The organism is Blautia parvula, assembly GCF_020215665.1.
GTDB classification, from domain to species: Bacteria; Bacillota; Clostridia; order Lachnospirales; family Lachnospiraceae; genus Blautia; species Blautia celeris.
The window spans coordinates 291,442-316,831 of sequence record NZ_CP084061.1 but is presented as its reverse complement, the minus strand read 5'-3'; the positions used below and the strand labels follow the sequence as shown (position 1 = coordinate 316,831).

The following is a 25,390-nucleotide window of genomic DNA, read 5'->3' as shown; positions in this document are numbered from 1 at the left end:
TTTTTCTTAAATATTCTTTTTTCTGCTCCTCCGGCTAATGATCATGACTGCCGCAGAGAGTCCTGCCAGCAGAATCATTGCTTCCACTGGGGAGGAATCTCCTGTTTTAGCTGTTTTGGCTGCTGTCTTTGCTGCCGGTTTCGCAGGTGTCTTTTTCGTGTTATCCGTTTTATCCACAATCACTGCAGGGAACTGCTCACTTTTGCGGATCTGCTTTGTGGTGAGAACATAGGTGGAGCAATGTTTTATCTGCACTGTCACATATCCGTTCACAACCTTAATATTCTTCTGTACCGGTTCCATTGCATTCTTCTCGGTATTGTAATAATACAGGTAAAGATTCTGTCCATCTTTAAAACTACTGCCTACATAAATTTCAATTTCAGCCAGTCCCGGAAGCTCTCCTTCATGGGCAAATTCCAGATATAAATTCTCTGATCCCTTGGCCATAAGGCTGCCGGCCTTTTTATTTTCTTTCTCTTGGGCAATGGTAAAATCCATGGCAATATCCGGATCTGCAATTCCCGTTCCGGTAAATTTCCAGGAATACAAAAGCCTGTTGTCCTCTTCTGCCATAACGGTAAGGGTTCTTTCTGTCCCTTTCAGGCTTTTGAACACGGTCATCTGCTGTTCCCGGGTTAAACCGTTTCCGTCTTTGCTCTTGTAGATCAGGCTTGTAACACTGGTATCCGCCAGACCTTTTTCCAGTTCCTCGTATGTGAAAGCTGTGCATATTCCATCTGGATAATCTGGGTTATTCGGGTTGTCTGGATTGTCCGGGTTATTCGGGTTGTCTGGGTTATCTGGATTGTCCGGGTTGTCCGGATCCGGATTGTCTGGGTTATCCGGATTGTCCGGGTTGTCTGGGTTATCCGGGTTGTCTGGATTGTCCGGGTTATCTGGATTATCCGGGTTGTCCGGGTCTGGATTGTCTGGGTTATCCGGATTGTCTGGATTGTCCGGGTTATCTGGATTATCCGGATTGTCTGGATCTGGATTATCTGGGTTGTCCGGGTTATCCGGGTTGTCTGGGTTATCCGGGTTGTCCGGTACTTTTTCCCCTACTGCCCATTCATAAGATATCCCCTGCAGCACTCCCTCATCCACATATCTCATCTGATGGCTCTGGTCCACAAACGTTATGCTCACAGGCATTACAAAAGCCCGGAACATTTCATTGCTGGGAGTCCCTGAAATTGTACCGATTGTTACATCCCGGGCCTGTTCAAACAAGGCGCCTGATGATGACAGATAAATGTCCAGAATACCGTTTTCATAAATAGCCTCCCGGATTCTGCAATCATTCTGTAAATCCTCTGAGAAAGCAAACCGGACATCACGGATACTCCCGCTTTCCGTCTCCTTTATCTGCATCTGAATCCTGAGTGTTGTTGCGTGGTTCTTTATCATATCTGCATTGGGGTACAGAGCCAGTTCCACCTGGCTCGTATCCTTCTGCTGCATTTTGATCATTGTATCATCCTGCTCTGCGGCGCGCACGGGTATATAAGTCACGAACAGGGCCAAAATCAGGACCATACATAAGCTCTTCATTCTTTTCATCCGTTCCCCTCCTCATGATTGTCCTTCAAATGAATGGGCGGCAGCGGGTCAGGCACTTCCATAGGCAGTGTATCACTCACAAGACGCTCCCCTTCATTTGTATGCGCATCGTCCACTCTGTATAATTCCGCTCTGACGCTTGTCACACCGGATGGAATCTGATCCGGTTCCATATAGTAGATCCAGGTACCGGAGGAGACCTCACCTAATTCCCCTTCTGCCGGAACCTCTGCAAAGATCAACTGGGAACCATCCAGGATATTTCCATTCTGATCATACAGTTTTACCACATTATAGGAAGGATTTCCTTTATATTCCCCTGTAAAGATCAGGGAGCCTGCCGGTATTCTGCCGCCCTCAGCATCATAGCTGTAATCTTCATCCAGGATGCCGATTCCCTTATCCAGCAGCTCTACATTGTCTCCCGTAGGTCCTAAAATATCTATCTCTGACAGGGAGACCGCACTCTGGCCCTTGATTTTCAGCTTCAGATAAGCCGCGTCGTAGGTATACAGCCAGGAATCCCCCTCTTTGTTAAAATAGGAAACAGCCGTATCCCCTGAATAGGACAGTGTTCCTGTTTTTACAGGGGTCCACTGGTTTCCGTCCTGACTTACATAGGCTTCAAATTTCCTGACTGCTGTTTTATCGTCAGCGGCTGTCACCTTAAAGGCAACGGCCTGAAGGGTTCTGCCGAAGCTGATGACGATCTCCGGGTTTTTTGCCTCTCCGGTATATACATCTGCATAGTCATTGTTGCAAATACTGCTGATTCCGGAAATGGTGATTCCTTCCGGATTTTCCTCATTTCCTTCCTCCTGACGGTCGCTTGATGAGGTCATGTTTGTAGTTATCTTCCATCCATCCTTCGCCACACTTCCGTCATTGGAAATTTTCACAGAGTCTATGGCCGCCCTCTCTGTCTGCTGCAGCAGCTTGTCATATCCCACTGCCTCATAAGTAAACACTCTGTTGTTCATGGACGCAATGGTATCCGTAAATGTCACGGTACCGTCTTTCGCCTCCACAAACCCGATGACCCGGCCGTTTCTGTATATTTCATATCCCAGCATGGAGTTCTGGTCAGCCGCATTATTGGAAAGCGTGATCGTAACCTGGTTGGAGTTCGGAACATATGAAAGATCCGCACTTACTGCAGTCTGTGCTGCCGTGCTTTCTCCGCCCTCAATACGGTATGCTCTTGCTTCATCTGAAATATAGCTGATCCTTCTTGTCTCCTCCTCAAACTGTGATGCGTACGCCATAGTATCTGAATCCGGCGTCATACCCCACTGCTCAAAGAATGCAAGCAGGTTCTTTTCCGCTGCCGCACAGGAAAGACGCATCAGAGTGTTGTCCACATCTTTTGGAATTGTGAGAGCGACACCTCCGGGCGCCGGCGCAATGGCCGTATTTCTGGCGTATGCATCCACTCTTGCAAAGAACAGATTATTAAACTGCTCCTCATAGTTATCATAAGTCCTGAAATTATATCCCTCATCATAGGCCAGATGGAGCTGCCAATACATGGCAAGGCTTGTAAATACGCTCTCTGCGCGGCCCTTTGTCCCTGAAGTGACCTTTTTATATACATCTGCATATTGATAACGGACAGAATCATTCGTCTCCTTGGCCTGTGCCAGAATGGAGTAATAGTTGTTGGTTATTTCCGCAATGGCATAGGATGGCTGATTGATGATATGGCCAATCTCATGGGCGATTCCCCAGCCAAATAGCTGTCCGCTCACATATCTGCCGTTGTCACTCTGTACCGGTACACTGTTTGCCAGTCCTGCTGCGCTGCCCCACTCGATACCGATATGGAGCCCGCCGGCATACATAAATGCCCCTGAAAACATTCTCATGTAACGGATATTCAGACGGCTGGATGGCAGATTGTTCTTGCCGCCGTACCGGGCTGCCAGTGTCTTGTCACCATTATAATCGCCAAGTCCTTTGTGCTGGTAAAACAGTGTCACCATCTGTTCCATGGCCTGACAGGATTCGTATAATACTTCTGTCTGGTTGTCCAGGCTGTTTTCTTTTCCCTGGTTTTTCAGCTTGTTGTTGATACCGTTTAAGATCTGTTCCGCGGATACGGAATACATCATCTGATGCAGTACAATGTCCGTTGCTCCCAAAATGCAGTTCTTTTTGTCATAGCTGTAGTCACAGCCGCTTTCCTTATTCCCCTCATGAAACTTTTTGTGAAGATCCGAAATTTCCGGAACATATGCATTTAATTTCTCCACATACGCCCTGACCGCTTCTTTTGCTTCCGCCTCATCTGCCGCATTTGAAATGTCAAGCTTTGGTATCTCCTGTCCTCCGCTCACACGCACGCTCATATTGAGAGCGTCATTATTTCCCGTAAATTCCACATACAGGCTACCGCCGTGTTCTGCACTCAGGCTTCCGATCTGGGGAATGGTAACTTCATTTTTTCCGTTTTTCAGATTCTGGACCACAACCTTGCTCCAGTTTCCTGATTCCGCGTGATACTGTGTGGCGATGAGATTCAGGTTCGTGTTGGCCCCCAGTTCTGCGTCATCTCTGCCCACATACACAACCAGTTCTTCTCCGGCATGAGCACTGATGCCGAGAGGCTGCCATGCGTTCAGACCGCCGGAAAAGCCCAGGGCACCGTCCTTTTTCTTTGTCACGGCTGTGTCCACTTTCATAACTCTGCCGGCATTTTTATCATTTAGAAGTTCTTTCGCGTAGGACAGATCTGAAAGGAGCAGCTCCCGCTTCGGATGGTAATCACCTGTCGCCTCATCCGGAGTATCTGCCCTTTTCTCCAGCTCTTCGATGGTCTTTAAGGTCACATCCTCCCGCAGCTCCACATGCATGGTATCCGCAAACAGTCCGTCGACCTCTTTTTCCAGACTGTCATAATAATAAAACTTCATCTCTGCTATGGAGATTCTTCCGTCTGCTGGTGCCCAAGCCATGGCAAAGTTTATCTGTATCCGATTTGTCTTAAATGGCTGGGAATACTGAAATTCATAATATACTTTGCCGTTCACACTCTTCTTCTGTGTAAAATGGCCGTCTATCATTTTCTCATTGCCGTCTTCATCCCAATATTTTGTCTTGGCATATCCATATGTATACTGCTGCTTCTCATCCGGTACTACCACCAGCCTGTCCATCTCATAGCTCTGATCAAAGGTAATGACAGGAGAAGGCTTTCCGGCATTGTATCCGCCTGCATCCCAGGATGCCAGACTCCAGGAGGTGGTATAATCATTGTCTGCCACTGCTGCATCTGTCTCCGGTTTTGAGGAAGGATATTCAATAGATTTAATATGCGCGGTCAGTCCTCCGCCCTCCTTTGGCGTATTGATCAGCCTGTAATTGGAAGTGACTGCAGGATTGATATCCGTTGTCTCTCCTGCGTATATTTTTGACTTGCCGCCGGTTCCCATTTCATTTGTTCCCGTAAGGCATATCTCATAGGTTGTGCCGTCTTTTAAGTCTGTAAGCTGATATTTGTTCTGTTTGATATTCTCTTTCTTTTCAAATTCTTCTGTGCCCTGTTCCCTGTAGTAGAGGGTGTAGAAATCTGTGTCCTCCATCATCTTCCAGGCGATGTCCAGTTTTCTGTATCCTCCGGAAATGTTCACATTCTCCGGAGCGTCAGGCGCCTTTGAGGGCTTGGGTACCACGGTCACCGGCTCTGAATAGGCACTGCTCCAGTCGCCGTTCACTGAACGTACCAGAACTGTGTACTCCTCATTGTTTTTCATCTTCTCTGTGCCAAAGCTTGTGATAAGGATACTGTTCTCAGCGGTTGGATATACTTTGCTCTTCCCGTCCTTTTTCACCATAACTTCATAGCCGGCTACATTTGTCTGCGCGTTCCAGGTCACTGTGAATTTCTTATCGCCCGGCTCTGTACTTACATTGTCGGGAATATTCATCACGGGGGCAGGAATCCTGTCCTCCATTCCGTTTAAAAATTCCACCCTGGAGATATCTGCCAGACTGCTTCCTCCGGCATCTGTCACCTTGATGACTACCTTCTTGATCGCAACCTGTTTTCCCAGATTGATGATTATGGTACCGTCCGGTTCCATGACCGCCTGTGCCGCTGTGAGGGCAAACATGGACACTCCGCTTATGGGAATCTCCATGGTCTGCCGCTGCCCGTTTTCATCATCGTATTCCACGGTCACGGACCCTGCCCGGATGACATTGGCGGAATCTCTCGGCGGTGTCAGAACCAACGCGCCTGCTGTTATATCGGAACGTTTTTCCAGATCAAGCTGCAGTTCCACCGGATTTTCCTCTGATATCTCCCCGCCGTCTGCAGGCTCCAGGGAAACGCTTCCCCCGTCGCCCAAAATACTCTCAATACTGCCATCCGACACCCGGGTGGACGCTCCCACATCTGCTGTGATTTCATCCATCAGATAACTTCTTGACACATAAGCTTCCGTTTTCTCAAATCCGTAGCTGTATGAAAGCCACTGCAGATCCACAAGGTCAACACTCTGATCCTGATTCAGATCATAGATACTGTCCGTACTTTCCTGATGAACTGCCAAGACCAATCCCGATTTGTCCTGCTCATCAATCACGCCGTCCCTGTTCACGTCACCGTATCCCATAACACCGGGATGTTTTTCCATATCAGAAAAATCCATTCCTGTATAGACATCCAGAAACTGCATCTTCTGCTCCATGGCCTGTATCTCCACATCCTGGTCATACGAGGCAAAGCTGTCTCCGCTTATACTGAGATGGTACTGCCCGGGTTCCAAATCTGTAAAAGATGCCTCCGCCTTTTTAGAAACGCCCTCACCCTCCTGCATGGAAAAGGATGCTGTAAGCTGCCGGCCGCCACCTGTTAAAACTGCCTGCAGTCCTCTGTTCAGCGCTTCCGGGTCACTGTATGGGAGTGTGTAAAGCAGGCTTAGATGCAGCCGGCCTTTCTGTACCACCGCTCCGGTCTCAGAGAGCAGTGCTCCTTCTCCTTTCTGCGCATCCGGATCACCTGCCATCTGTTCTCCTGCAGCCCCTTCTTTTCCGGACGCTTCCGTCTGTTCCTCTGCGGTCCCTGCTTTTCCGGACTCTTCCGTCTGTTTCTCTGCGGTCCCTGCTTTTCCGGACTCTCCCGTCTGTTCCTCTGCGGTCTCTTTTTTCCCGGATTCTCCTGCCAGTATCCCTGTAGTATCCTCTTTCCCGGATTCTCCCGACAGTATTCCTGTAGTACCTTCTTTTCCGGATTCTCCCATCTGTTCCTCTGCAGCCTCTGCGTTCTTTGGCGCTCCCGCCTGTTCACCCTGCATTTTCATCTGGCCCTCAGGCACTTCTGCAGGTTGCTGCAGGCTCCTGTTCCTCAACGTTTCCGCCTGCCATCCGGGCGTCTCGCTCTGCTTCCCGGCATCCATCTTCTGGCTGCTGTCCACATCCATGGATGCTGCCTGCGCACCGGATTTAAAAGACTCCACATCCTGCCCCTGAATAGCGGCAGATGCAGTAGTCCCCGGTGTCTGCAGGAGCATACCGGATACAAGAAGCCAGGCGCATAACTTTTTCATTTTCAATTTTTATTCTCCTTCCCCTTTCAGGGCCAAAAAAAACGATACCCAGGGATATCGTTTTTCTTAAAGACAACAGACGGACAGAATATCCCTGTCCATCACTGTCTGCAGCCCGGCTGTCCCTCCCTTGGGACCCGTGGCTTTGCGTCACTGCCTTACGACAGTTTTGCCCCTTTATTTTTTTTATATTTCCGTTTTCTGACTCTGTTCATGTATTAAACAGGATCACTATATTAAGAATATCAATTTTGACAATTTTAGTCAAGTCTTTTCATTCCATATTTTTGATTTTTTTACAGATTTCTTCCAGAAGACCGTCTCTGTTCTTTTCCGTAACTTCAATCACTTCCACGTCGGGGCGTTCTGCCACTGCCTGTGTAAACGCACCTGTATTCTTCTGCAGGACACCGATGACAAGACTCTGGGTATCCAGACAGGAGAACAATGCTTCCTGAAAGGCGGGGGCATCTGCCTCAGCCTTTCCGAGTTCATCTATCACGGCTGTTTTTTCAGGCATTTCCTTCACCTTTTTCATCACGGCTGCGCCCAGTGTCTCAAAGGTTTCCGGTATGGATATCTTCTTTCCCTTACCGGCCCGTATTAGGATCGGACTGTCATTTTCGTATTCTCCCACAGGTACCAGGCTGTGCAGGTAAAATCCCTTCTGGACACCGCCGATCTCATAGGGTAGTGTTCTGTAACCCACCGGCTCTGTTCCCAGTTCTTCCACAATACGGTTTAAAAGTGTGCTCTTGCCAGCCCCTTTTTCCCCTGTCAGGAAGATATGTTTTCTATGTGCTTCTGAGGGATGGGCCGTGAGTTTTTTCTTTCCGGCCAGCTTTTTCTCTGCCTTATGGCAGCCACACTGGCAAAAAGCCGCTGCCTTTTGGAGCATGGGACGCTTTTTTAAAGGAAATTCCGCATCCGGAAGTGTTTCCAGCAGATCTGCCAGAGCGGATATCTCTTCCACAGAGTGATAGACTCTGAACTCCCCATAGGTTTTTTTATCCCCGGCAAGTCTCCCTGCTATGGCAATCGTCTCCTCTGTCAAACGTTCCGAAACCTCCGCATCCTTATGTGCACAGATGATTCTGGGCACACAAAGTTCATACTCTCCTTCCAGTATGAGGTAATCCACAGGCAGTTTCTCATAGAAATCCCCGCTTATGTCCGCCGGAAGTAAAATATCGGTCTCTTTTTTCCCTTTTACACAGACAAGATCAGCGCCCGCCTCCCTGTGTCTCCACGTATTACTGTCAGAAGTGTCCAGGGTAAATTCGGGACAGAACACACTCTTTATGGTTCCCACCCGGTATCCCCGTTTTTTCAGTTCTTTGATGAGTCCGGTAACCGTTGTGGTCTTGCCGGACTTTCTCACACCTACGATCGTACAGATTTTCAACTGTCACCCTCCCTGCTCACTCTCTATTTCTGTTATATGTTTACACCAGCGCCTTCGGTGTGTATCCTTTGGAATCACGAGACGGTATGTCTCTCCATCCTGCGCAAGGTATACATCCCCCGCGAGGATTTCTTCACCGGAAACAAGCGTATCCCTGCCGTCCCCGCTCACAAACTCCACAAGGCTGTCCGCAGTCACACTGCCCAGTACCTCACTCACCGAAAAAGCCTGATAGGAATATTCAGCTCCGTCAGCACACTTCCCCTTGAGTTTCACAGGGGTCATGCCTTCAAACAAACCATCTTCTATCTTCATATATGCTCACCCCAGACTGCCAGCATATCCTCTATGTTATAGGAGTACACACCATTGGAACACGGATCCTCCCCATGGGTCCCTCCGTCACCGGTCTCATGCACGCCATGATCGCTGATCAACAAGATTTCTCCCTTAAAAATCCCGGAGAGCGCTTCTATATATCCGTCTGTCTCTTTTAATTTTTCCATACACGCAGAGCTAAAGGGGCCGTCTGCATGGGCCGCATCATCAATCTCATGAAAATGGGCAAAAATAAATTCTTTTTCCTCCGAAGCCGCTTTGCACGCATCCCGGTAAATCCAATAATCGCAGCCTTTTCCCTTTGCCGCAGCATGAAGCCTGGGCAGAAGTTCTGTCTTCAAAATCCTGGTATCCCCCTCTAAAAATGCTGTATTTTCCCCACTCCTGCCGGCAAACAGGGTGGGGACCAGAACTTCCCTGTCCTTTCTGGAGTGTATCCCGTGCACATACGGCAGTTCCCCTGTTATCATGGTAGCCATAGCCGGATTCGTCACCGGCGGCTCCACAGTCCTCACAGGGAGCACGGAAAAATTACGGCTGATAAAAGGCACACTGCCATTGTCCGCCGCATTTTTGTACATACGGTAACCCAATCCGTCCAGGTAACAGACCATTACCTTTCCGTGTGTCAGTTTTTCCCTGACACGGGGCGCAAATTCCTGCAGCTTTCTGCCGTAATGAAAACAGAGCTGTTCATATTCTTCAGGCGTATTTACATTTGCAATGACCGCCTCTCCGAATCCCAGCTCCTCCAAATCCAGATACCGTGTATTGACCCGCTGAAACAAAAGTCCGGGCTTGTGCTCCCGGTTTCTGCGCATATGCTCCACAACAGGCAGAATACTTTTTGCATACACACTGCACAGCGGCTGAGGCCTGCCCTCTCTTCTGAGCACCAGGCAGTCCTCCTCACCGGTAATGTTTGACACCAGAGCCTTTAAAAATTCCCGGCTTATCATGGGCATGTCTGTGGCAAGCATCACCGCATACGGTGCATCCATCTGCTTTAATACCTGATAAATGCCCTCCAGCGGTCCGTATTCTTTTTCCTCATCCTCCACCAGTGTACAGGACAGATCCCGGTATTTTTCCCTGTCATCCACTGAGACATAGATTTCAGGGAAATCCCGGCAGGCATCTATAAGCGTATGCAGAAAGGTGTCACCGTTCCATGTAAGGGAAGCCTTGTTTTTTCCCATTCTGCTGCTCTTTCCTCCTGCCAGAATCCCTGCTGCTGTCTTCACCATATCCTAATCCTCCCCCAGATAAAGGGCATCAATGGTGCTGCCCGGCAAAAGTGCGTCCGAGCCTTTTGGAATCATGCCGATGAGATTACAGCCGCCCCAGGGGCTGACCATACCGTTTGCCTGATTCTTCCTGGTGTTTAAGCACACTCTTCCCTGATGGAATTCCAGAATACCGGGGATGATCCTTCCTCCCGGGCTTTTCTTTGGAAATCCCTCCGGCAGACATACCGGAATACTGGGCACTTTGTATTCTTTTTTACCGCACATTTTGCGGAATGCGGGAAGCCCCAGCAAAAATAAAGCAGCCGCCGCTGCAGATGGATTGCCGGAAAGGCCCAATAAAAGCCTGCCGTCCTTTACCGCTGCCAGAGTTGCCATTCCCGGCTTCATTCTCACCTGCCAGAAGAGCACCTCTGCTCCGATTCCCTCCATAGAGGAAAGGGCCAGGTCATAATCCCCCACAGATGCGCCTCCGGTTGTTATGACACAGTCCGCATCGGCCAGACACGCGGTGAGCGCATCCTTGATGGCGTCCTCGTCATCTCTGACAATTCCGTAGATATCTGCTGTGATTCCCCACTGCCGCAGAAACCCCTGCAGCATGTAGGCACTGCTGTTTCTTATTTTACCGGGTTTCAGCTCCTCCGATACGGGCAGAAGCTCATCCCCTGTGCTGATGATCCTGACTCTGGGTTTTTTGAAGACTTCCACCTCTCCATACCCGAGACCTGCAAGCAGTCCCACGGACGCAGGGCTTAAATGCCCGCCCTCCTCCATGACGACCTCTCCTGTCTTTACATCTTCCCCTGCTTTTACGATGTTGCTCCCCGAAGCAATGGGTGAAAAGAAACACACTTCCTTATCAGTAAAGGAAGTGTCTTCATATTTCACCACAGCATCGGCACCCTGAGGGATAGGCGCTCCGGTCAGTATTTTTACTGCCTCCATAGGCCCTACCGCTTTTTCGGGCGCATGTCCCGCCGGTACCTCCTCAATAATTTTCAGAGTCACCGGCGTATCATGTCCCGCACCTGCAACATCCGCAGAGCGGATGGCATAGCCGTCATAGGGAGAGCGGTCAAAGGGCGGAATATTCTCTTTGGCCAGTACCCGGCAGGCCAGAATCCTGCCGTAAGCCTTATTGATCTCTACCTTTTCCTTCTCCATTCTCTCTGTATGGGAGAGAAGCAGGTCTATGCCTTCCTGTATTTCAATTCTCTTTGGATAGTTTTGTGCCATATCTGTTGTCTCCGTTATACTTGTTACGACTCAGCCAGCTAAATCGTTACAGGTATTCGCCCATTAAAAATCGCTTTGCGATGGGGCGAATACCTGCTGTCACGTTACTATTCTTATACACGGTCAGCGCGGTAAATGCGCAGACCTGGCTGAACAGTTACAAAATCATTACTTATACTTTTTCAATTTTTATTGCACATACCTTGTATTCCGGTATTCTTGCGTATTTGTCCAGTGCTGCATTGGTCAGCCAGTTTGCATTTCCATCCGGGAAGTGGAATGGCATCCAGGATTCGCCCTGGGAAACCTTGCGTCCTACTCTTGCGGTGGATTCAATCTGACCACGTCTGGAGGATACTTTTACCTTGTCACCGTTTTTGATACCCAGTGCCTCGGCATCCTTGTAGTTCATCTCTATATAGGAGGTACCCTGGATTTCCATAAGTCCCGGTGTTCTTCCGGTCATGGCCCTTGTTGTATAGTGATACAGCATACGGCCGGTCATCATGATGATCGGATATTCCTCATCCGGAAGCTCTGCGGACGGAACATACTCTGCAGGATAGAACATGGCAAGTCCTCTTGAGAATTTGCCCACATGCAGAATCGGAGTTCCCGGGTGGTCCTTGGTCGGGCACGGCCACTGCAGCGTTTCACCTGCGTCAAGCCTTGCATGGCTGATGCCGCCGTAGCTTGGTGTTACGGACGCGATCTCATCCATGATCTCAGCGGAGGTCAGATGCGGCTGCGGATAGCCCATACGGTTCATCAGGTCAATGATGATATCTGTATCCAGTCTCATATCCCCGTCCAGCTTCACAGCAGGGCGTACTCTCTGCACACGGCGTTCCGTGTTGGTAAAGGTACCCTCTTTTTCCGCGTAGCTGACACCCGGAAGGATAACATCCGCATACTGTGCGGTCTCTGTCATGAACAGCTCCTGGATCACAAAGAAGTCCAGATTTTCCAGTGCTTTGATAATGTGATGGGTATCCGGGTCTGTGACAATGGGGTCTTCACCGTAAATGTACAGGCCTTTTACCTTGCCTTCGATAGCTGCCGGGAATACTTCTGTGGAGTGCAGACCATTGTTGGGATTCAGCTTCACGCCCCAGGCTTTCTCGAATTTCTCACGTACTTCCGGATTCTCCACTTTCTGGTATCCCGGGTAATCCTTCGGGCCGGCACCCATATCACAGGCACCCTGTACGTTGTTCTGTCCGCGGATCGGGTTAACGCCGCAGCCCTCGCGTCCCAGCTTGCCTACCAGCAGAGCCATATTGGACATGGACATAACGCCCTCTGTACCGGTGGAATGCTCGGTAACGCCCAGACAGTAGATGATCGGCGCTTTGTCTGCTTTTGCATACATGATGGCAGCTTTTCTCAAATCATCCGGGTCAATGTGGCAAATCTCCGCAACTTTTTCCGGTGTATAATCTTTTACGATCTCTTTGATCTTCTCATAGCCTTCGGTTCTCTCTTCGATGAACTTCATATCCTGAAGTCCTTCTTCAATGATCACATGCATAATGCCGTTGGCAAACGCAACGTTGGTACCCGGTCTTAATTTCAGATGAATGTCTGCTTTCTTGGACAGATCTATATCACGTGGGTCAACCACGATCAGTTTGCAGCCTCTCTGTACCGCCTGGCGGATCTGCATGCCAATAACAGGATGCGCTTCCTCCGGGTTGGAGCCTACCATCATGATCAGGTCCGGTTTCTGGGTGATGTCTGCAATGGGGTTGGTCATAGCGCCTGAACCAAGGGTCATGGCAAGACCTGCAACGGATGCGGAATGGCATACACGTGCACAGTTATCTGTATTATTGGTTCCAAAGCAGGTTCTCACCATCTTCTGAACCATGTAAATGTCCTCATTCGGGGAACGGGAACATGCAAAACCTGCCAGGGATTCAGAACCATACTGTTTCTTGATCTCCATAAATTTGGAAGCCACCAGATCCAGTGCCTCGTCCCAGCTTGCGCGCTCAAATTCACCGGTCTCTTTGTTCTTGATGAGCGGATATTTCACCCTGTCTGCAGAGTGTACAAAATCAAAGGAACCGCTGCGTCCTTTTACACAGAGCAGATTTTTGTTGGCCGGACCGTTGGCCGGCTCCACATCCACGATCTTATTGTCTTTGACTACCAGATAGAACTGGCATCCGGTACCACAGTGCGGACAGGTAGTCAGGACTTTCTTGTCGATCTGCCACGGACGGAAGGATTTTCTTCTCTTGGAGGAAAGTGCTCCGGTAGGACATGCCTCCACACAGTTTCCGCAGGACTCACAGGTACTCTTTCTGATAGGCACGCCGAAAGGTGTTCCGACGGAGGACTCAAATCCTCTCTCCATGGTGTCAATGGCACCACGGCCTACCACCTTATTACAAGTATTCACGCATCTGTGGCAGAGAATACACAGGTTCGGATCATAGGTAAAGAACGGGTTGGAGTCATCCACCGGGAACTCGGTCATCTCGCCCTCGTATGTGGTTCTCTCCACGCCGTATTCCACGCAGTAGTCCTGCAGCTTACATCTGCCGTTCTGTGCACAGGAGAAGCAGTCTGTCTTGTGATTGGACAAAAGCAGGTTCAGGATGGTCTTTCTGGCATCCACTACCTTCTCGCTCATGGTCTCGATCACATCGCCCTCGCTTACATGGCAGGAACATGCGGTATCCATTTTCTTTCTTCCCCTGTTTTCGATCTCCACCATACACATACGGCAGGAGCCATCCGGAAGCAGGTCTTTGATATAACATAATGTAGGGATTTTCACACCGGCTTTCTCTGCAGCCTGTAAGATGGTAGTCCCCTTCTCAACTTCTACAGGAATTCCGTCTATCGTAACATGAATCATTCTCTCTCCTCCTATCTTACCTCGATTGCATCGAAACTGCAGTTTTCTATACATGCGCCGCATTTGATACATTTTGCGGTATCGATGGTATGCGGTTCTTTCTTCTCACCGGTGATAGCACCAACCGGACAATTTCTTGCACACTTGGTACATCCCTTACATTTTTCCGGATTGATATAATAGTTCCGAAGCGCTGTACAGGTATGGGAAGCACATTTCTTATCCACGATATGCTCCATATATTCATCACGGAACATACGAATAGTGCTCAGTACAGGAAGCGGTGCACTCTTTCCGAGGCCGCACAGAGACAGATCTTTTACACTCTTTGCGATCTCCTCCAATTTGTCAAGGTCTTCCACTTCCCCTTTGCCTGCTACGATCTTCTCAAGGATTTCCAGCATTCTCTTGGTACCGATACGGCAGGGAACACATTTTCCGCAGGATTCTCTCTGGGTAAAACTCATGAAAAATCTTGCCACTTCCACCATACAGGTGTCCGTATTCATAACAACAAGTCCGCCGGAGCCTACAATGGCACCGAACTTCTTAACAGAATCAAAATCAAGAGGCTCATCCAGATGCTGGGTAGTCAGACATCCGCCGGACGGTCCGCCAATCTGTACAGCCTTGAATTCAGAACCTTCCTGAAGACCGCCGCCAATCTCATAAATGATCTCACGCAGGGTAGTTCCCATGGGAACTTCGATCAGGCCTGTATTTTCAATGGAGCCTGTCAGGGAGAAGGTCTTGGTACCCGGGCTTCCCTCTGTTCCGATGGTGCGGAACCACTCATGGCCTTTCAGGATGATCTTCGGAACATTGGCATATGTCTCCACATTGTTCAGAACCGTGGGTTTTGCCCACAGACCATGGTCAACGGTTCTCGGCGGTTTGGTACGCGGGAATCCTCTGTTGCCCTCAATGGAGGCTGTCAGAGCGGAACCCTCGCCGCAGACAAAGGCACCGGCGCCTCTGTTAATATGCATATGGAACGCAAATCCTGTTCCCAGAATGTCATCTCCCAGAAGATTTCTCTCCTCCATAACTGCAATGGCGTGTTTCAGCCTTGCCACAGAGTTGGGGTACTCGGCACGCACATAGATATATCCCTCAGAGGAACCTACCGCGTATCCGGCAATCATCATACCCTCAATGAGCTTGAAGGGGTCACCTTCCATAACGGATCCGTCCATGAATGCTCCCGGATCACCCTCGTCACCGTTGCAGACTACATAGCGCTCTTTTTCTTCCTGAGCAGCAACCTGTTTCCATTTCCTTCCGGTGGGGAATCCGCCGCCGCCTCTGCCGCGCAGGCCGGACTGGTCCACTTCCTCCACAACATCCTCGGGCTTCATGTCAAACAGCACTTTTTCCAGGGCTTTGAATCCGCCCGCTGCAATATATTCATCAATGGATTCCGCGTCAAATCTGCCGCAGTTTTCCAGAACCACACGTGTCTGTTTTGCAATGAACGGAATCTCATCCGGCTGTACATAGGTGTTCTCCGCTTTCTTGTAGAGCAGTCTGTCCACAAGGCCGTCACCCATAACCGTATTGTCAAAGATTTCCTGACAGTCATCCGGCTGGACCTTTATGTACTGCACCACTTTGTCACCCTTCTGGATACGCACCAGAGGACCGAATTCACAGAAGCCCTGGCAGCCTGTCCTTTTGACACCCACGTGTTCTTTCTCGTCATGGGGAGCAAATTCAATGGTGACATTGGGGGTGTTCCCCACGATTTCCATCATCTTCTGATAGATCTTCTCGGAACCTGTGGCAATACATCCTGTACCGGAACAGACAAGGATCCTGCATCCGTAAGACTGCAGCTCCTCTACCGCCGCTTCCCTGCACTTGTCGAGTTCTGCTTTGTTTGAAATCATCATGCGCCTTCACCTCTCAATTCCTGCACTAACGCAACTACTTTTTCCGGTGACATCTTGGGATGCACTTCCTCATTGACCATCAGCGTGGGAGCCAGGCCGCATGCACCCAGACAGGATACGGTTTCCACAGTAAAGATCATATCATCGGTGGTGTGTTTCTTCTTGCTCAGTCCCAGCTCTTTGTAGAGTGCCTCCAGGATCGGCATGGATTTCCTCACATGACATGCCGTACCGTCACAGACTTTAATGACATATTTTCCCTTTGGCTCAAAAGAGAAATTCTCATAAAAAGTTGCAACACTGTAAGCTTTTGCCTCTGTCACCCCGATCTGCTGTGCAGTGTAAGTGAGCAGTTCCCCCGGCAGATAGCGGTATTCACCCTGAATGTCCTGCATGATCGGAATCAGGGATGACGGTTTCTTTCCGTACCGCCCAATGATTTCATCTGCCTTTTCGTAGTAAGATTGGTCTAACATATATTACCCTCCTATATATAATATATTACCTCTGATGCCTTGAAAGGCGGCCTGCACATTTTGTTCAGATGCAGAACCTTCCTTATCCGGTTCAACCTGGCAAGGTATCAAATGACTACCATATTTTCATCTTCACTTTTTTCCCCGCCTTCTCCAGACAATCTTTTAAATGGTAGGTAAGACGCAGTTTTTCTCCTGCATCTATGTGAAGTTCTGTGTTCGCCGGGTTTCTGGCATTTCCGAAAAAAATGCGGATGTCTGTGGAGTTTTCAAAGAGCTCCTCCAGAAGCCTTGCGGCTGCATCCTTTTTCCTGCCGAAACCAAGCACTGCCAGTCCGTCTTTTAAATAGCGATTGGCATATATATTCAAACGCCGGATGGTCAGAAGGCCCTCCGTGACCAGATCCACACCTTTCAGGGCAGACATGGCCGGCACCTCATCGCATCTGGTGTCATCAAGCGAAACTAATTCCTCACCCAGATGGTCTGCCACGAACTTAGCTGTGGTTCCGCCGCACACAATGTGCTTTCCGGGTGATGCAAAAAACAGTTTTAAAAATGCCTCATCTTTTTCCATCTGGCTGGGCGGCCCGATCATGAGATTCGTAACTGCCCTCTCACATAATTTAATCACCAGAACCGTGATATCATCATCTGTCTCATCTAAATTCAGGTCTACACAGGCGCTGGCGATATGGGCTGCCAGCTGCTGGGCTGACATCTCTTTTTTGTATTTTTGTTCGCAGAAGCGTACTACATCCTCCCGCCCCCATCCTCCGTTGGTGGTCTTTCCCATACCGGCATTGGTAACGCCGTCTGACATGAGGATGAGCACGTCGTCTTTTTGCAGGGTAAGCTCTGCCTCCCGGATTTCCTTCTCCTTGATGCTGTGTGAGGTCTCCGGATATTCCACAGACCTTCCATCCCTCAGAAGAATGGCACCCGGATTATCATACTGGGCCAGATAGGCCTGTCTGCCGCTTATCTTCAGGGCAGTAAAGGTGGAGTAGGCCATGTTCCGCACGCGGCACACGGGAAGTGTCTTGGCAATGGCCTCCACGGCATCGTCCAGCGGAAGCTTTTTTATCATCATGGTACAGAGCATTTTTGCTGTGAGCGTTGCCAGAATGTTGGCTTTTACCCCGCTGCCGAGGCCGTCCGAGAGAACCAGTACCGTGTCGGAACCCCGTTCCTCTGTAATGTAAAAGTCTCCGCAGAGGGATTCTTTCTTTTTATTCAGACTGACATGTCCGAAATCCGCAAAGAGGTTGTCAAAATGTATCTTCATAGCCATCCCTCCGGATTGTCAGTCCCGGACTTTTCCTGTTCTGTGAGGATGGTCTCCTTCAGCTTCTCCACAGCCACCTTTGTGTCGGCTGCCGTCTCACCTAAAAGCTCTGCGATCTGATGAACGATGCGAAGCTGTTCGTCCGCCAGCTTATCCGCCATCTGTGCCGCCATGATCCTGGTACGGCGCACCTCCTGCTGCTGTGCCACCTCTTTTGTGACATTTTTCATAATGCAGATGATCAGTCCGTTACTCTTATCATACGTGAGAACACGCTCCAGATAGACCTTGTATTCCTCCACAAAAATCTTGTCCTGGGTAAATCCCTTACCGAATGCCAGCATATTTACAAAGGCGTAATCATCCATAAGCTTTGACACCGGCTGGCCGATAATGGCCTTTTTCCTTCGGATATCGAATAAATCCATGGCTGCCCTGTTGAGCTGCACCACTTCCAGATCTGTATTCACTGTCACCAGCATACCCGGCATGGAATTGATGATCTTGTTGGCATAGCTGGCCTCACGCTCCCGCATATAGGGAATACACATGGAAATCTCCGCCTTGTTCTGGAAAATAGCGATGGCCTTCTCCCTGCAGGTGTTATATCCGCAGGCACCGCAGTTTAATTCCTTCTGGTGGGTGGCCTTTCCCATCTTTTTCAGGATTTCCTGAAGCTCAGCCTCTGTGGGCTTTGGATGGCTGACCTCTTTTTCAATAAATTCCCGCTCCAGGTTCATACCTGCAGGGAGATTGAAATCTGCTTCATCATCGGGACAAAACGGGTCTTTCATGGAAGCTTTCATCACATCCATGGAACCTTTCAATCTGCGTATCTTATCCTTCTGGAAAGAGGGGCCTCCGATACAGCCGCCCTCGCAGATATTCAGCTCCAGAAAGCATTTATGTATCTTTCCCTCCCGCAGTTCCTCCAGAATCTGCATACAGTTTTCCACACCATCAATGCTCAGATAGGTATAATCTTCATTTTTTCTGATAATCCGTGTGATGCCGCCGCTCATGGCACGCATTCTGGAGAGCATAGGCTCCGGTTCCTCCTGATCTGCGTCAACCGTGATACTGTTTTCCTCCATCCAGGCATCCAGTTCCTCGAAGGTTATGACATAGGCGGAATAATTGTTTTTCTCGGAGATTTCCGCAACGGGCGAGATGCACGGGCTTATATATACCGGAATGCAGTCCCTGTTTTTCTCTTTCAGATATTTGGCATGGGTCTGCATGGGGGATAACACCGGAAGCAGGTATTTTGCCAGCTCCGGATATTTGCTGCGCACAAGACGCACAACTGCGGGGCATACAGAGGTGATCATCACATCCATCTGCCCTTCCTGCAGAATCCGTTCATATTCTCTTCGCACCAGATACGTGCCTTCCGCAGCTTCTCTGGCATCCGTAAATCCCAGTTTCCGCAGTGACTCCCTGAGCACCGGGAAACTGCCCGGCCCGTATTTTGCAGTATAGGCTGGATTCACACTTGCCACAAGCTGATATCCCTCCGCGATCATCCGCTTCAAACTGGGCACATCGTTCTTCTCCGCTTTTGCGTGCTGGGGACAGATGATCGTGCACTTCTCACAGAGAATACAGTCATCCTGCATGATCTGCGCCTGATGGTCCCTGATCCGGATGGCCTTCACCGGACAATGGCGGACACATTTATAACAATTTTTACAGTCTACCGGTTTAAATTTGAGAATCCACATAGTTTCCTTTTCCGTCATTCCGCACTGTATTGTGCAGATTCGTCAATATTGCTTAGAATTACCTATTTCATTATACATGAATCATCGGATTTATACAATATTCATTCCACAATTTTTCTTTTTATTTGTAATTTTCCTACAATAAATGCTGTTCTATCCTGCACACTGTATATTTGTAGCTGCTCTGACTCTACATAATATACATAGAAAAACGCCCTCTCTGCAGCCGCTTGGGGCTTCACGAAGAGGACGCTGTACGCATCAGAACATCATTTTCAATACTTCCATAATACCGGTCAGTCCAAGGCTGTATAAAAGGATGGAGCCCGGTTTTCCCAAAAGGATGATGGCTGTGAATTTCTTCAGAGTCATTTTTGTTAAGCCCGCAATGTAGCACAGCAGGTCATCCGGTGCCACAGGGAGAAAGATCGCCACTGCAAATGCCTTGTCAAATCCGTTTCCCTTGCTCAGCCATCCGATGTATTTGTCGTAATTCTTCTCCCCAATGATATTCCGCACAAAAGGTCTGCCGTACTGTTTGGAGAGAAGAAATGCCAGTATGGAACCAATGCTGATTCCAATGTAATTATATACAAATCCCCACACAGGGCCGAAGATCAGCACCCCGCCCAGGCACCCTATGGCACCCGGAAGAATGGGAATCACTACCTGTACGATCTGAATCAGAACAAACAGGGCAGGAGCCCACACACCGCAGTTGTGAAGGAAAAGTTCCAGAGCATCCCTGGATACAAAGATCCGATTCTGCACTCCATAGAAAATGAAAAATCCCATTCCGATCAGTCCCGCGATGGTGCACAGGTTCATGAGAACTGCTGTTCTTTTTGTCTCCATACGTTTCCTCCTCTCCGGCGGGCAGGGACGGTACGTTTTCCCTCTGCCGCTGTCTTCTCATAAAACTCTTTCCACATCTGCCCCACATGCTCCCTGCTGTAAAATTCATGTCCCGCAAAAGAGGCGTGGGCACTTCTCTGGTAAAAATCAGGATCTTCCCTGAGCTGTTTTAAGGTACTTACAAATGCATCCATACCGTCTCCCCTGAGCGCGTAATCAAAAAGGATCGGGTCATATATAGGCAGGTTCCGTACCAGGACCGGTACTGCGCAGTTCATGGATTCCAATATGGTCATGGGGAACAGTTCCTCATAGGAGGGAAGGAACATCACATCAGCCATGTTGTAGATCTCATTCATTTTCTCCCTATCCACGATTCCCAAAAACCGTACGTTCGGGGGAAGGTGTTTCATCATTTTCCTGATCTCCTCGTAGCCGTCGGATATCCTTCCAAAGGAAAATCCGCCTGCCCAGACAAACATGCAGTCCGGCATTCTTTTCGCTGCCTCCACAAAATCAACCACGCCTTTTCGTTTCTGGAGCTGGCCTACACACAGAACGGTAAATGCGTCTTTGCTGATGCGATATTCCCTGCGGATACGCGCCCTCTCCTCACGGGGAAGGGGATAAAAATCCTCCTCTGACACTACGTTTGGAATATAGGTCACCCGTTCTTTTGGAATCCCGTAGTGTGCCAGACGCTCAATAAAATACGGATTGACTGTCACCAGCTTATCCATTCTTTTATAGAAGGAGAGCATATAGCGGTAGAAAATCTTCTTCATAAACCGGGGAAGATGGATGCTGTTCTCTACTGTCTCCGGAAGGAAATGTACATATCCCACGGTCTTTCCCTGTCTTTTTCTGTGTCCTATCCCCAGGTAAAATTCCGGGTTGATGGAATGGTAGTGGGTGATCTCACAGGATTCTTTTGCATTGTTCAGCACCTCAAACTGTCCCTTCAGAACCTGCGCCGCCAGCGCTACCTGCTCATCATGAGCGGAAAGAACGCCCTGTCCTTTTACCATATCTGCCTTTGACATCATATTTATTTTCATCATATTAAGAAGCCCTCCTCATCATACGTTTCATCATCGCCCGTCCCCAGGCAGCACGCTCTGTATCTGTATATACGGAAACCTGCTCTTTCTCCCGGCAGGCGGTGCGGTAAGCACGTTCCACCATGGTACAGAAGTTCCAGGTTGAAAATTCTTCCGCCATCTCTCTTGCCATTGCCCCCATTGCCTGTCTTCTCTCCTCATTTTCCAGAAGATAGGTAAGGTGCATGCGGAAATACTCATACGTCTCATACTGGAAGCCGTTGCAGCCGTCTGCTATGACACCCTCCAGACATGCATCCTTTCTGCACAGGGCAGGGACACCGCTTGCCAGTGCCTCAATGTAAGTGATTCCCTGTGTCTCACTGTTGGATGCACACACAAAAATATCTCCCATCTGATAGCAGGCCCACACTTCATCCGGAGCCACCATTCCGGTAAAACAGACATTTTTGTCGATTCCCAGACTTTTCGAAAGGTTTTCCAGGTTCTCCCTGTCCGGCCCGTCACCTGCGATCAGAAGTGTCAGGTGCTCGGTACCCTCCTCCGAAAGTCTGGCGAAATACTCCATGATCTCTTCCAGATTTTTCTCTTTTGCCAGCCTGCCCACACTGACCAGAACTTTATTCTCTTTCGGAATCCCAAGAGCTTCTTTTCTCTGCTCTTTTTCCTCCTGTGTCAGTATTCTCCTAAACTTTCCAAGGTCAATGCCGCTTGGGATCACGTCCACTTCGGGTTTAACCTGATAGGTGGAAAGAATGTCTCTTACTTTCCCTGTCGGTGCGATGACCCGGTCTGTTTTGTTCAGAATGGTTCTGGAAAATTCGGCCACCGCCTTTTTGCCTGCTTTGCGGCCCGCTGTATATCTGCCCAGCATGCCCGGAAGATAATGCATATAATCTTCATAAATGGTGTGGTAGGTGTGAAGAAGCGGGCATCCGCATTTCTTACTGATTTTAACCGCGTATTGAAAAGTCATAAATTCGCATTGTGAATGCACCACGTCCGGCTCCCAGTCGATCAGTTCCCCTATAAAGGGATTGCCATAGGGAAGAACCGCTCTCGCATTGGGATAAATACTTCCCAGATCCATGGATTTCACATAATAAACTTCGTTATCTCTATAGGAAGCTCCGGTCTCGGAAAGTGTCAGCACTCTCACCTCATGGCCGCGCTCTTCTAATTCTCTCTTCAGATTGAGAACAGAGGTGACTACTCCGTTGACAATGGGTTTGTACCAGTCTGTAGTAATTAATATCTTCATCAAAAGTCCCCCTTTGTTTTCTCCTTGTCTTAGGTTGACTTTATCTTAACCGGAAGACTTAAAGAAATGGTCGGCGGATTTTTAAAAAATTTCTAAAGAAAGTTGTAAGAATTACTTCCATTTCTAAAAACTATATGCTATAATAACATCGTTGTAAATCCTGAGGGGCATTAGCGCAGCTGGGAGCGCGCCACAATGGCATTGTGGAGGTCACGGGTTCGAATCCCGTATGCTCCATTTAAAACAGTAAGGGCTGTGAAAAAATGGAATGAATCTAAACTCCATTTTTCCAGCCCCTTTTATTTTTCAAAATAGGAAGGCAAAGAGCCGAAAAAAAATAAAGGAGTTATCACATGCAGGAAAAAACATTTCGTCCGTCCCGCTGGCAGCTTCTGCCTCCCGTACTTTCGGGGTCTGCCCTGAAGATCCTTGCCATAGTCACTATGCTGATCGACCACATCGGTGCCGTCATTCTGGAAAACGGATTTATCCATGCTTATCAGATGAACCTGCCCCAGGCTCTGTCCTACGAAAATACGCTTCTCATATGGAAGATTGACTGGGTTCTCAGAAAAATAGGGCGTATTGCTTTTCCCATATTCTGTTTCCTGCTTGTAGAGGGTTTTATCCACACTTCAAACAGAAAAAAATATGCGCTGCGGCTCGCTCTGTTTGCTCTTCTCTCGGAAATACCTTTCGATTTGTGCTTTAGAGGCAAATTCCTGGAATTTTCTTACCAGAATGTCATGATCACACTCCTCGTCGGTTTTCTTGCAATCACGGCAATGGACGAAGCCCGAAAAAGAGTGCCTGCACTGGCCCTTGTGGCTGCCGCTGCCGGTCTGCTCCTCGGATATCTCTTAAAAACGGATTACAGTTACAGAGGCGTCATACTGATCATCCTTCTATATCTGTTTCAGAGTTATCCCCTGGAAAAGACCATTGCGGGCTGTCTCTCTCTTCTGTGGGAACCGCCTGCCTGCTTCGCCTTTATTCCCATCAACATGTATAACGGACAGAGAGGCCGGAAGATCAAATACTTTTTCTATTTCTTTTATCCGGTGCATCTTTTCCTGCTGTTTCTCATCCGCTATGCCCTTCTAAAATGCTGATTTCAGCCTATGCAGCATAAAAAACACTTACACTACATGAAACAGGGAGACTGCATCCAGGCAGGAAAAAAGAAACGCCTTTCTGCAGTCTCCCGGAACTGGAGATACATATGACCGGAAAAACACATCTGTCCGTAGGTACAGCCGCCGCTGTCTGCGTGACGCAGCCGCAAAACTTAAGCAGCTTATTATTATGTCTTGGCACAGCCGCCATCGGCTCCGTGATCAGCGATATTGATGTCACCACCTCGGAATCCCGGGATGAACTGAATAAAATCACTGTCATCACTGTACTTGTCATAGCCGCCCTGGCCTTTGCAGAATGGAAATGGAATGTGGGAATCCGATACCGTTTCCAAAAAGAGAGCAGCATTTACAGACTTACCGTAAGTTTTCTTATCTTCCTGGGTGTATGCACCTTTGGAAAAAACCAGCCCCACAGGTCCTTCATGCATTCTCTGCCCGCACTTGTCATTTTAAGCGGCATAGTATACGGAATCTTTCCGGATATCACACCGTATTTTTCTGCTGCCATGCTCTCACACATGCTTATCGACATGCTCAATTACAAAAATGTCCGGATTTTATATCCTCTTAAATTCGGTATCAGCCTGGATCTGTGCCATGCGGACGGCCTGGTGAGCAAAGCCTTGTTTCATGCAGGTATGGCAGTTTTAACCATTATGGTACTGTTTCTCTTATACCGGATGTATTTTCATTAAAATATATCTGCAGACGCAAAAAGAGCTGACCCACTCCGAACCGGTCAGCTCTTTTCTATTAATCATAACCATTCAGCGCGCTAAAACGCACAGCCCCGGCTGAATTGTTACACTCAATCTTCTGTTTTCTCTACCACTTCATTCTTATTCTTATAAATACTTTTCGCCGGAACCACTCCGCGCACGGAGGACAGCGGGTAAATGTTGCTGTGGCTTCCGATCACGGTTCCCGGATTCAGCACGGAACCGCATCCTACTTCCACTTCATCGCCCAGCATAGCGCCGAATTTTTTCAGTCCTGTCTCTATATTTCCGGAAGCACCTTTTACAACCACCAGTTTTTTATCAGATTTTACATTGGAGGTAATGGAGCCGGCTCCCATATGGGACTTGTATCCCAGAATGGAATCGCCTACATAATTATAGTGGGGAACCTGTACTTTGTTAAACAGGATCACGTTTTTCAGTTCTGTGGAATTTCCTACCACAGCACCTTCCCCAACCAGTGCATTGCCGCGGATAAACGCGCAGTGGCGCACCTCGGCGTCCTTACCGATAATGGCCGGGCCGTTGATGAATGCAGTGGGGGCTACCTTTGCGGATTTGGCGATCCACACATTCTCTCCCCTCTTCTCGTACTCCTCCTCAGACAGTGTGCTGCCAAGTTTTACAATAAATTCGCTGATAAGAGGGAGCACTTCCCAGGGATATGTCCTGCTTTCCAGAAGCTCTTTTGCCATTGTCTGATCTAAATCGCTGTATAATTCACTGATTTTAAGCTGTTCCAT

At 48.8% G+C, this 25,390-nt stretch carries 17 protein-coding genes, 1 tRNA gene and 1 riboswitch; of the genes, 3 read left to right on the top strand and 15 right to left on the bottom strand.

Annotated features, from left to right (window positions below):
• Window positions 1-6: 6 nt before the first annotated feature.
• The 14 genes from LC508_RS01575 to LC508_RS01510 form a co-directional block, all read right to left on the bottom strand.
• Window positions 7-1,563 (bottom strand): hypothetical protein, encoded by a 1,557-nt coding sequence (locus tag LC508_RS01575; RefSeq protein WP_225305296.1) that lies wholly within the window; start codon window positions 1,561-1,563, stop codon window positions 7-9.
• Window positions 1,560-7,112, bottom strand: coding sequence for a fibronectin type III domain-containing protein (locus LC508_RS01570; protein ID WP_181014440.1), 5,553 nt, complete (start codon window positions 7,110-7,112; stop codon window positions 1,560-1,562). Before LC508_RS01570 ends, LC508_RS01575 begins: the two co-directional genes overlap by 4 nt.
• A gap of 106 nt (window positions 7,113-7,218) precedes the next feature.
• Window positions 7,219-7,296: riboswitch (cyclic di-GMP riboswitch) on the bottom strand.
• Between the two features lie 90 nt (window positions 7,297-7,386).
• The gene (mobB, locus tag LC508_RS01565; protein ID WP_103731847.1) at window positions 7,387-8,517 is read right to left on the bottom strand and encodes a molybdopterin-guanine dinucleotide biosynthesis protein B; all 1,131 of its coding nucleotides are present in this window, start codon (window positions 8,515-8,517) and stop codon (window positions 7,387-7,389) included.
• Window positions 8,518-8,520: 3 nt separating this feature from the next.
• A complete protein-coding gene (locus tag LC508_RS01560; protein WP_103731846.1) occupies window positions 8,521-8,832 on the bottom strand; it encodes a hypothetical protein in 312 nt (103 codons plus the stop codon).
• Window positions 8,829-10,103, bottom strand: coding sequence for an NTP transferase domain-containing protein (locus tag LC508_RS01555; RefSeq protein ID WP_103731845.1), 1,275 nt, complete (start codon window positions 10,101-10,103; stop codon window positions 8,829-8,831). The genes LC508_RS01560 and LC508_RS01555 overlap by 4 nt, the downstream gene beginning before the upstream one ends.
• Before the next feature lie 3 nt (window positions 10,104-10,106).
• Window positions 10,107-11,342 (bottom strand): molybdopterin molybdotransferase MoeA, encoded by a 1,236-nt coding sequence (locus tag LC508_RS01550; RefSeq protein WP_103731844.1) that lies wholly within the window; start codon window positions 11,340-11,342, stop codon window positions 10,107-10,109.
• Between the two features lie 172 nt (window positions 11,343-11,514).
• The gene (gene fdhF, locus LC508_RS01545) at window positions 11,515-14,211 is read right to left on the bottom strand and encodes a formate dehydrogenase subunit alpha (RefSeq protein ID WP_054352386.1); all 2,697 of its coding nucleotides are present in this window, start codon (window positions 14,209-14,211) and stop codon (window positions 11,515-11,517) included.
• A gap of 11 nt (window positions 14,212-14,222) precedes the next feature.
• Window positions 14,223-16,103, bottom strand: coding sequence for an NADH-ubiquinone oxidoreductase-F iron-sulfur binding region domain-containing protein (locus LC508_RS01540; protein ID WP_033143448.1), 1,881 nt, complete (start codon window positions 16,101-16,103; stop codon window positions 14,223-14,225).
• A complete protein-coding gene (locus tag LC508_RS01535; protein ID WP_033143449.1) occupies window positions 16,100-16,579 on the bottom strand; it encodes a complex I 24 kDa subunit family protein in 480 nt (159 codons plus the stop codon). The genes LC508_RS01540 and LC508_RS01535 overlap by 4 nt, the downstream gene beginning before the upstream one ends.
• 115 nt (window positions 16,580-16,694) lie before the next feature.
• On the bottom strand, window positions 16,695-17,867 hold the full coding sequence (locus LC508_RS01530; protein WP_033143450.1) for a PP2C family protein-serine/threonine phosphatase: 1,173 nt from the start codon (window positions 17,865-17,867) through the stop codon (window positions 16,695-16,697).
• The gene (locus LC508_RS01525; protein WP_033143451.1) at window positions 17,864-19,591 is read right to left on the bottom strand and encodes a [Fe-Fe] hydrogenase large subunit C-terminal domain-containing protein; all 1,728 of its coding nucleotides are present in this window, start codon (window positions 19,589-19,591) and stop codon (window positions 17,864-17,866) included. The genes LC508_RS01530 and LC508_RS01525 overlap by 4 nt, the downstream gene beginning before the upstream one ends.
• Before the next feature lie 261 nt (window positions 19,592-19,852).
• Complete coding sequence (locus LC508_RS01520) at window positions 19,853-20,446, bottom strand: TVP38/TMEM64 family protein (RefSeq protein WP_033143452.1); 594 nt, start codon at window positions 20,444-20,446, stop codon at window positions 19,853-19,855.
• On the bottom strand, window positions 20,416-21,507 hold the full coding sequence (locus tag LC508_RS01515) for a glycosyltransferase family 4 protein (RefSeq protein ID WP_033143453.1): 1,092 nt from the start codon (window positions 21,505-21,507) through the stop codon (window positions 20,416-20,418). The genes LC508_RS01520 and LC508_RS01515 overlap by 31 nt, the downstream gene beginning before the upstream one ends.
• A 1-nt stretch (window position 21,508) precedes the next feature.
• A complete protein-coding gene (locus LC508_RS01510) occupies window positions 21,509-22,768 on the bottom strand; it encodes a glycosyltransferase family 4 protein (RefSeq protein ID WP_054352381.1) in 1,260 nt (419 codons plus the stop codon).
• Window positions 22,769-22,932: 164 nt separating this feature from the next.
• On the opposite strand from LC508_RS01510, the gene LC508_RS01505 reads away from it, so the two are divergent.
• The 3 genes from LC508_RS01505 to LC508_RS01495 all read left to right on the top strand — a co-directional run bounded on the left by LC508_RS01505 (window position 22,933) and on the right by LC508_RS01495 (window position 24,602).
• Window positions 22,933-23,005 (top strand) — tRNA-Ala (locus LC508_RS01505).
• 116 nt (window positions 23,006-23,121) lie between these two features.
• The gene (locus LC508_RS01500; RefSeq protein ID WP_033143455.1) at window positions 23,122-23,880 is read left to right on the top strand and encodes a TraX family protein; all 759 of its coding nucleotides are present in this window, start codon (window positions 23,122-23,124) and stop codon (window positions 23,878-23,880) included.
• Window positions 23,881-23,990: 110 nt separating this feature from the next.
• Entirely contained in the window at window positions 23,991-24,602 is a 612-nt protein-coding gene (locus LC508_RS01495; protein WP_033143456.1) for a metal-dependent hydrolase, read from the top strand.
• Between the two features lie 113 nt (window positions 24,603-24,715).
• Here the strand turns inward: LC508_RS01495 and LC508_RS01490 are convergent, their stop codons facing one another.
• Window positions 24,716-25,390: an acyltransferase gene (locus LC508_RS01490; protein ID WP_033143457.1), complete on the bottom strand. Its 675-nt coding sequence runs from the start codon at window positions 25,388-25,390 to the stop codon at window positions 24,716-24,718.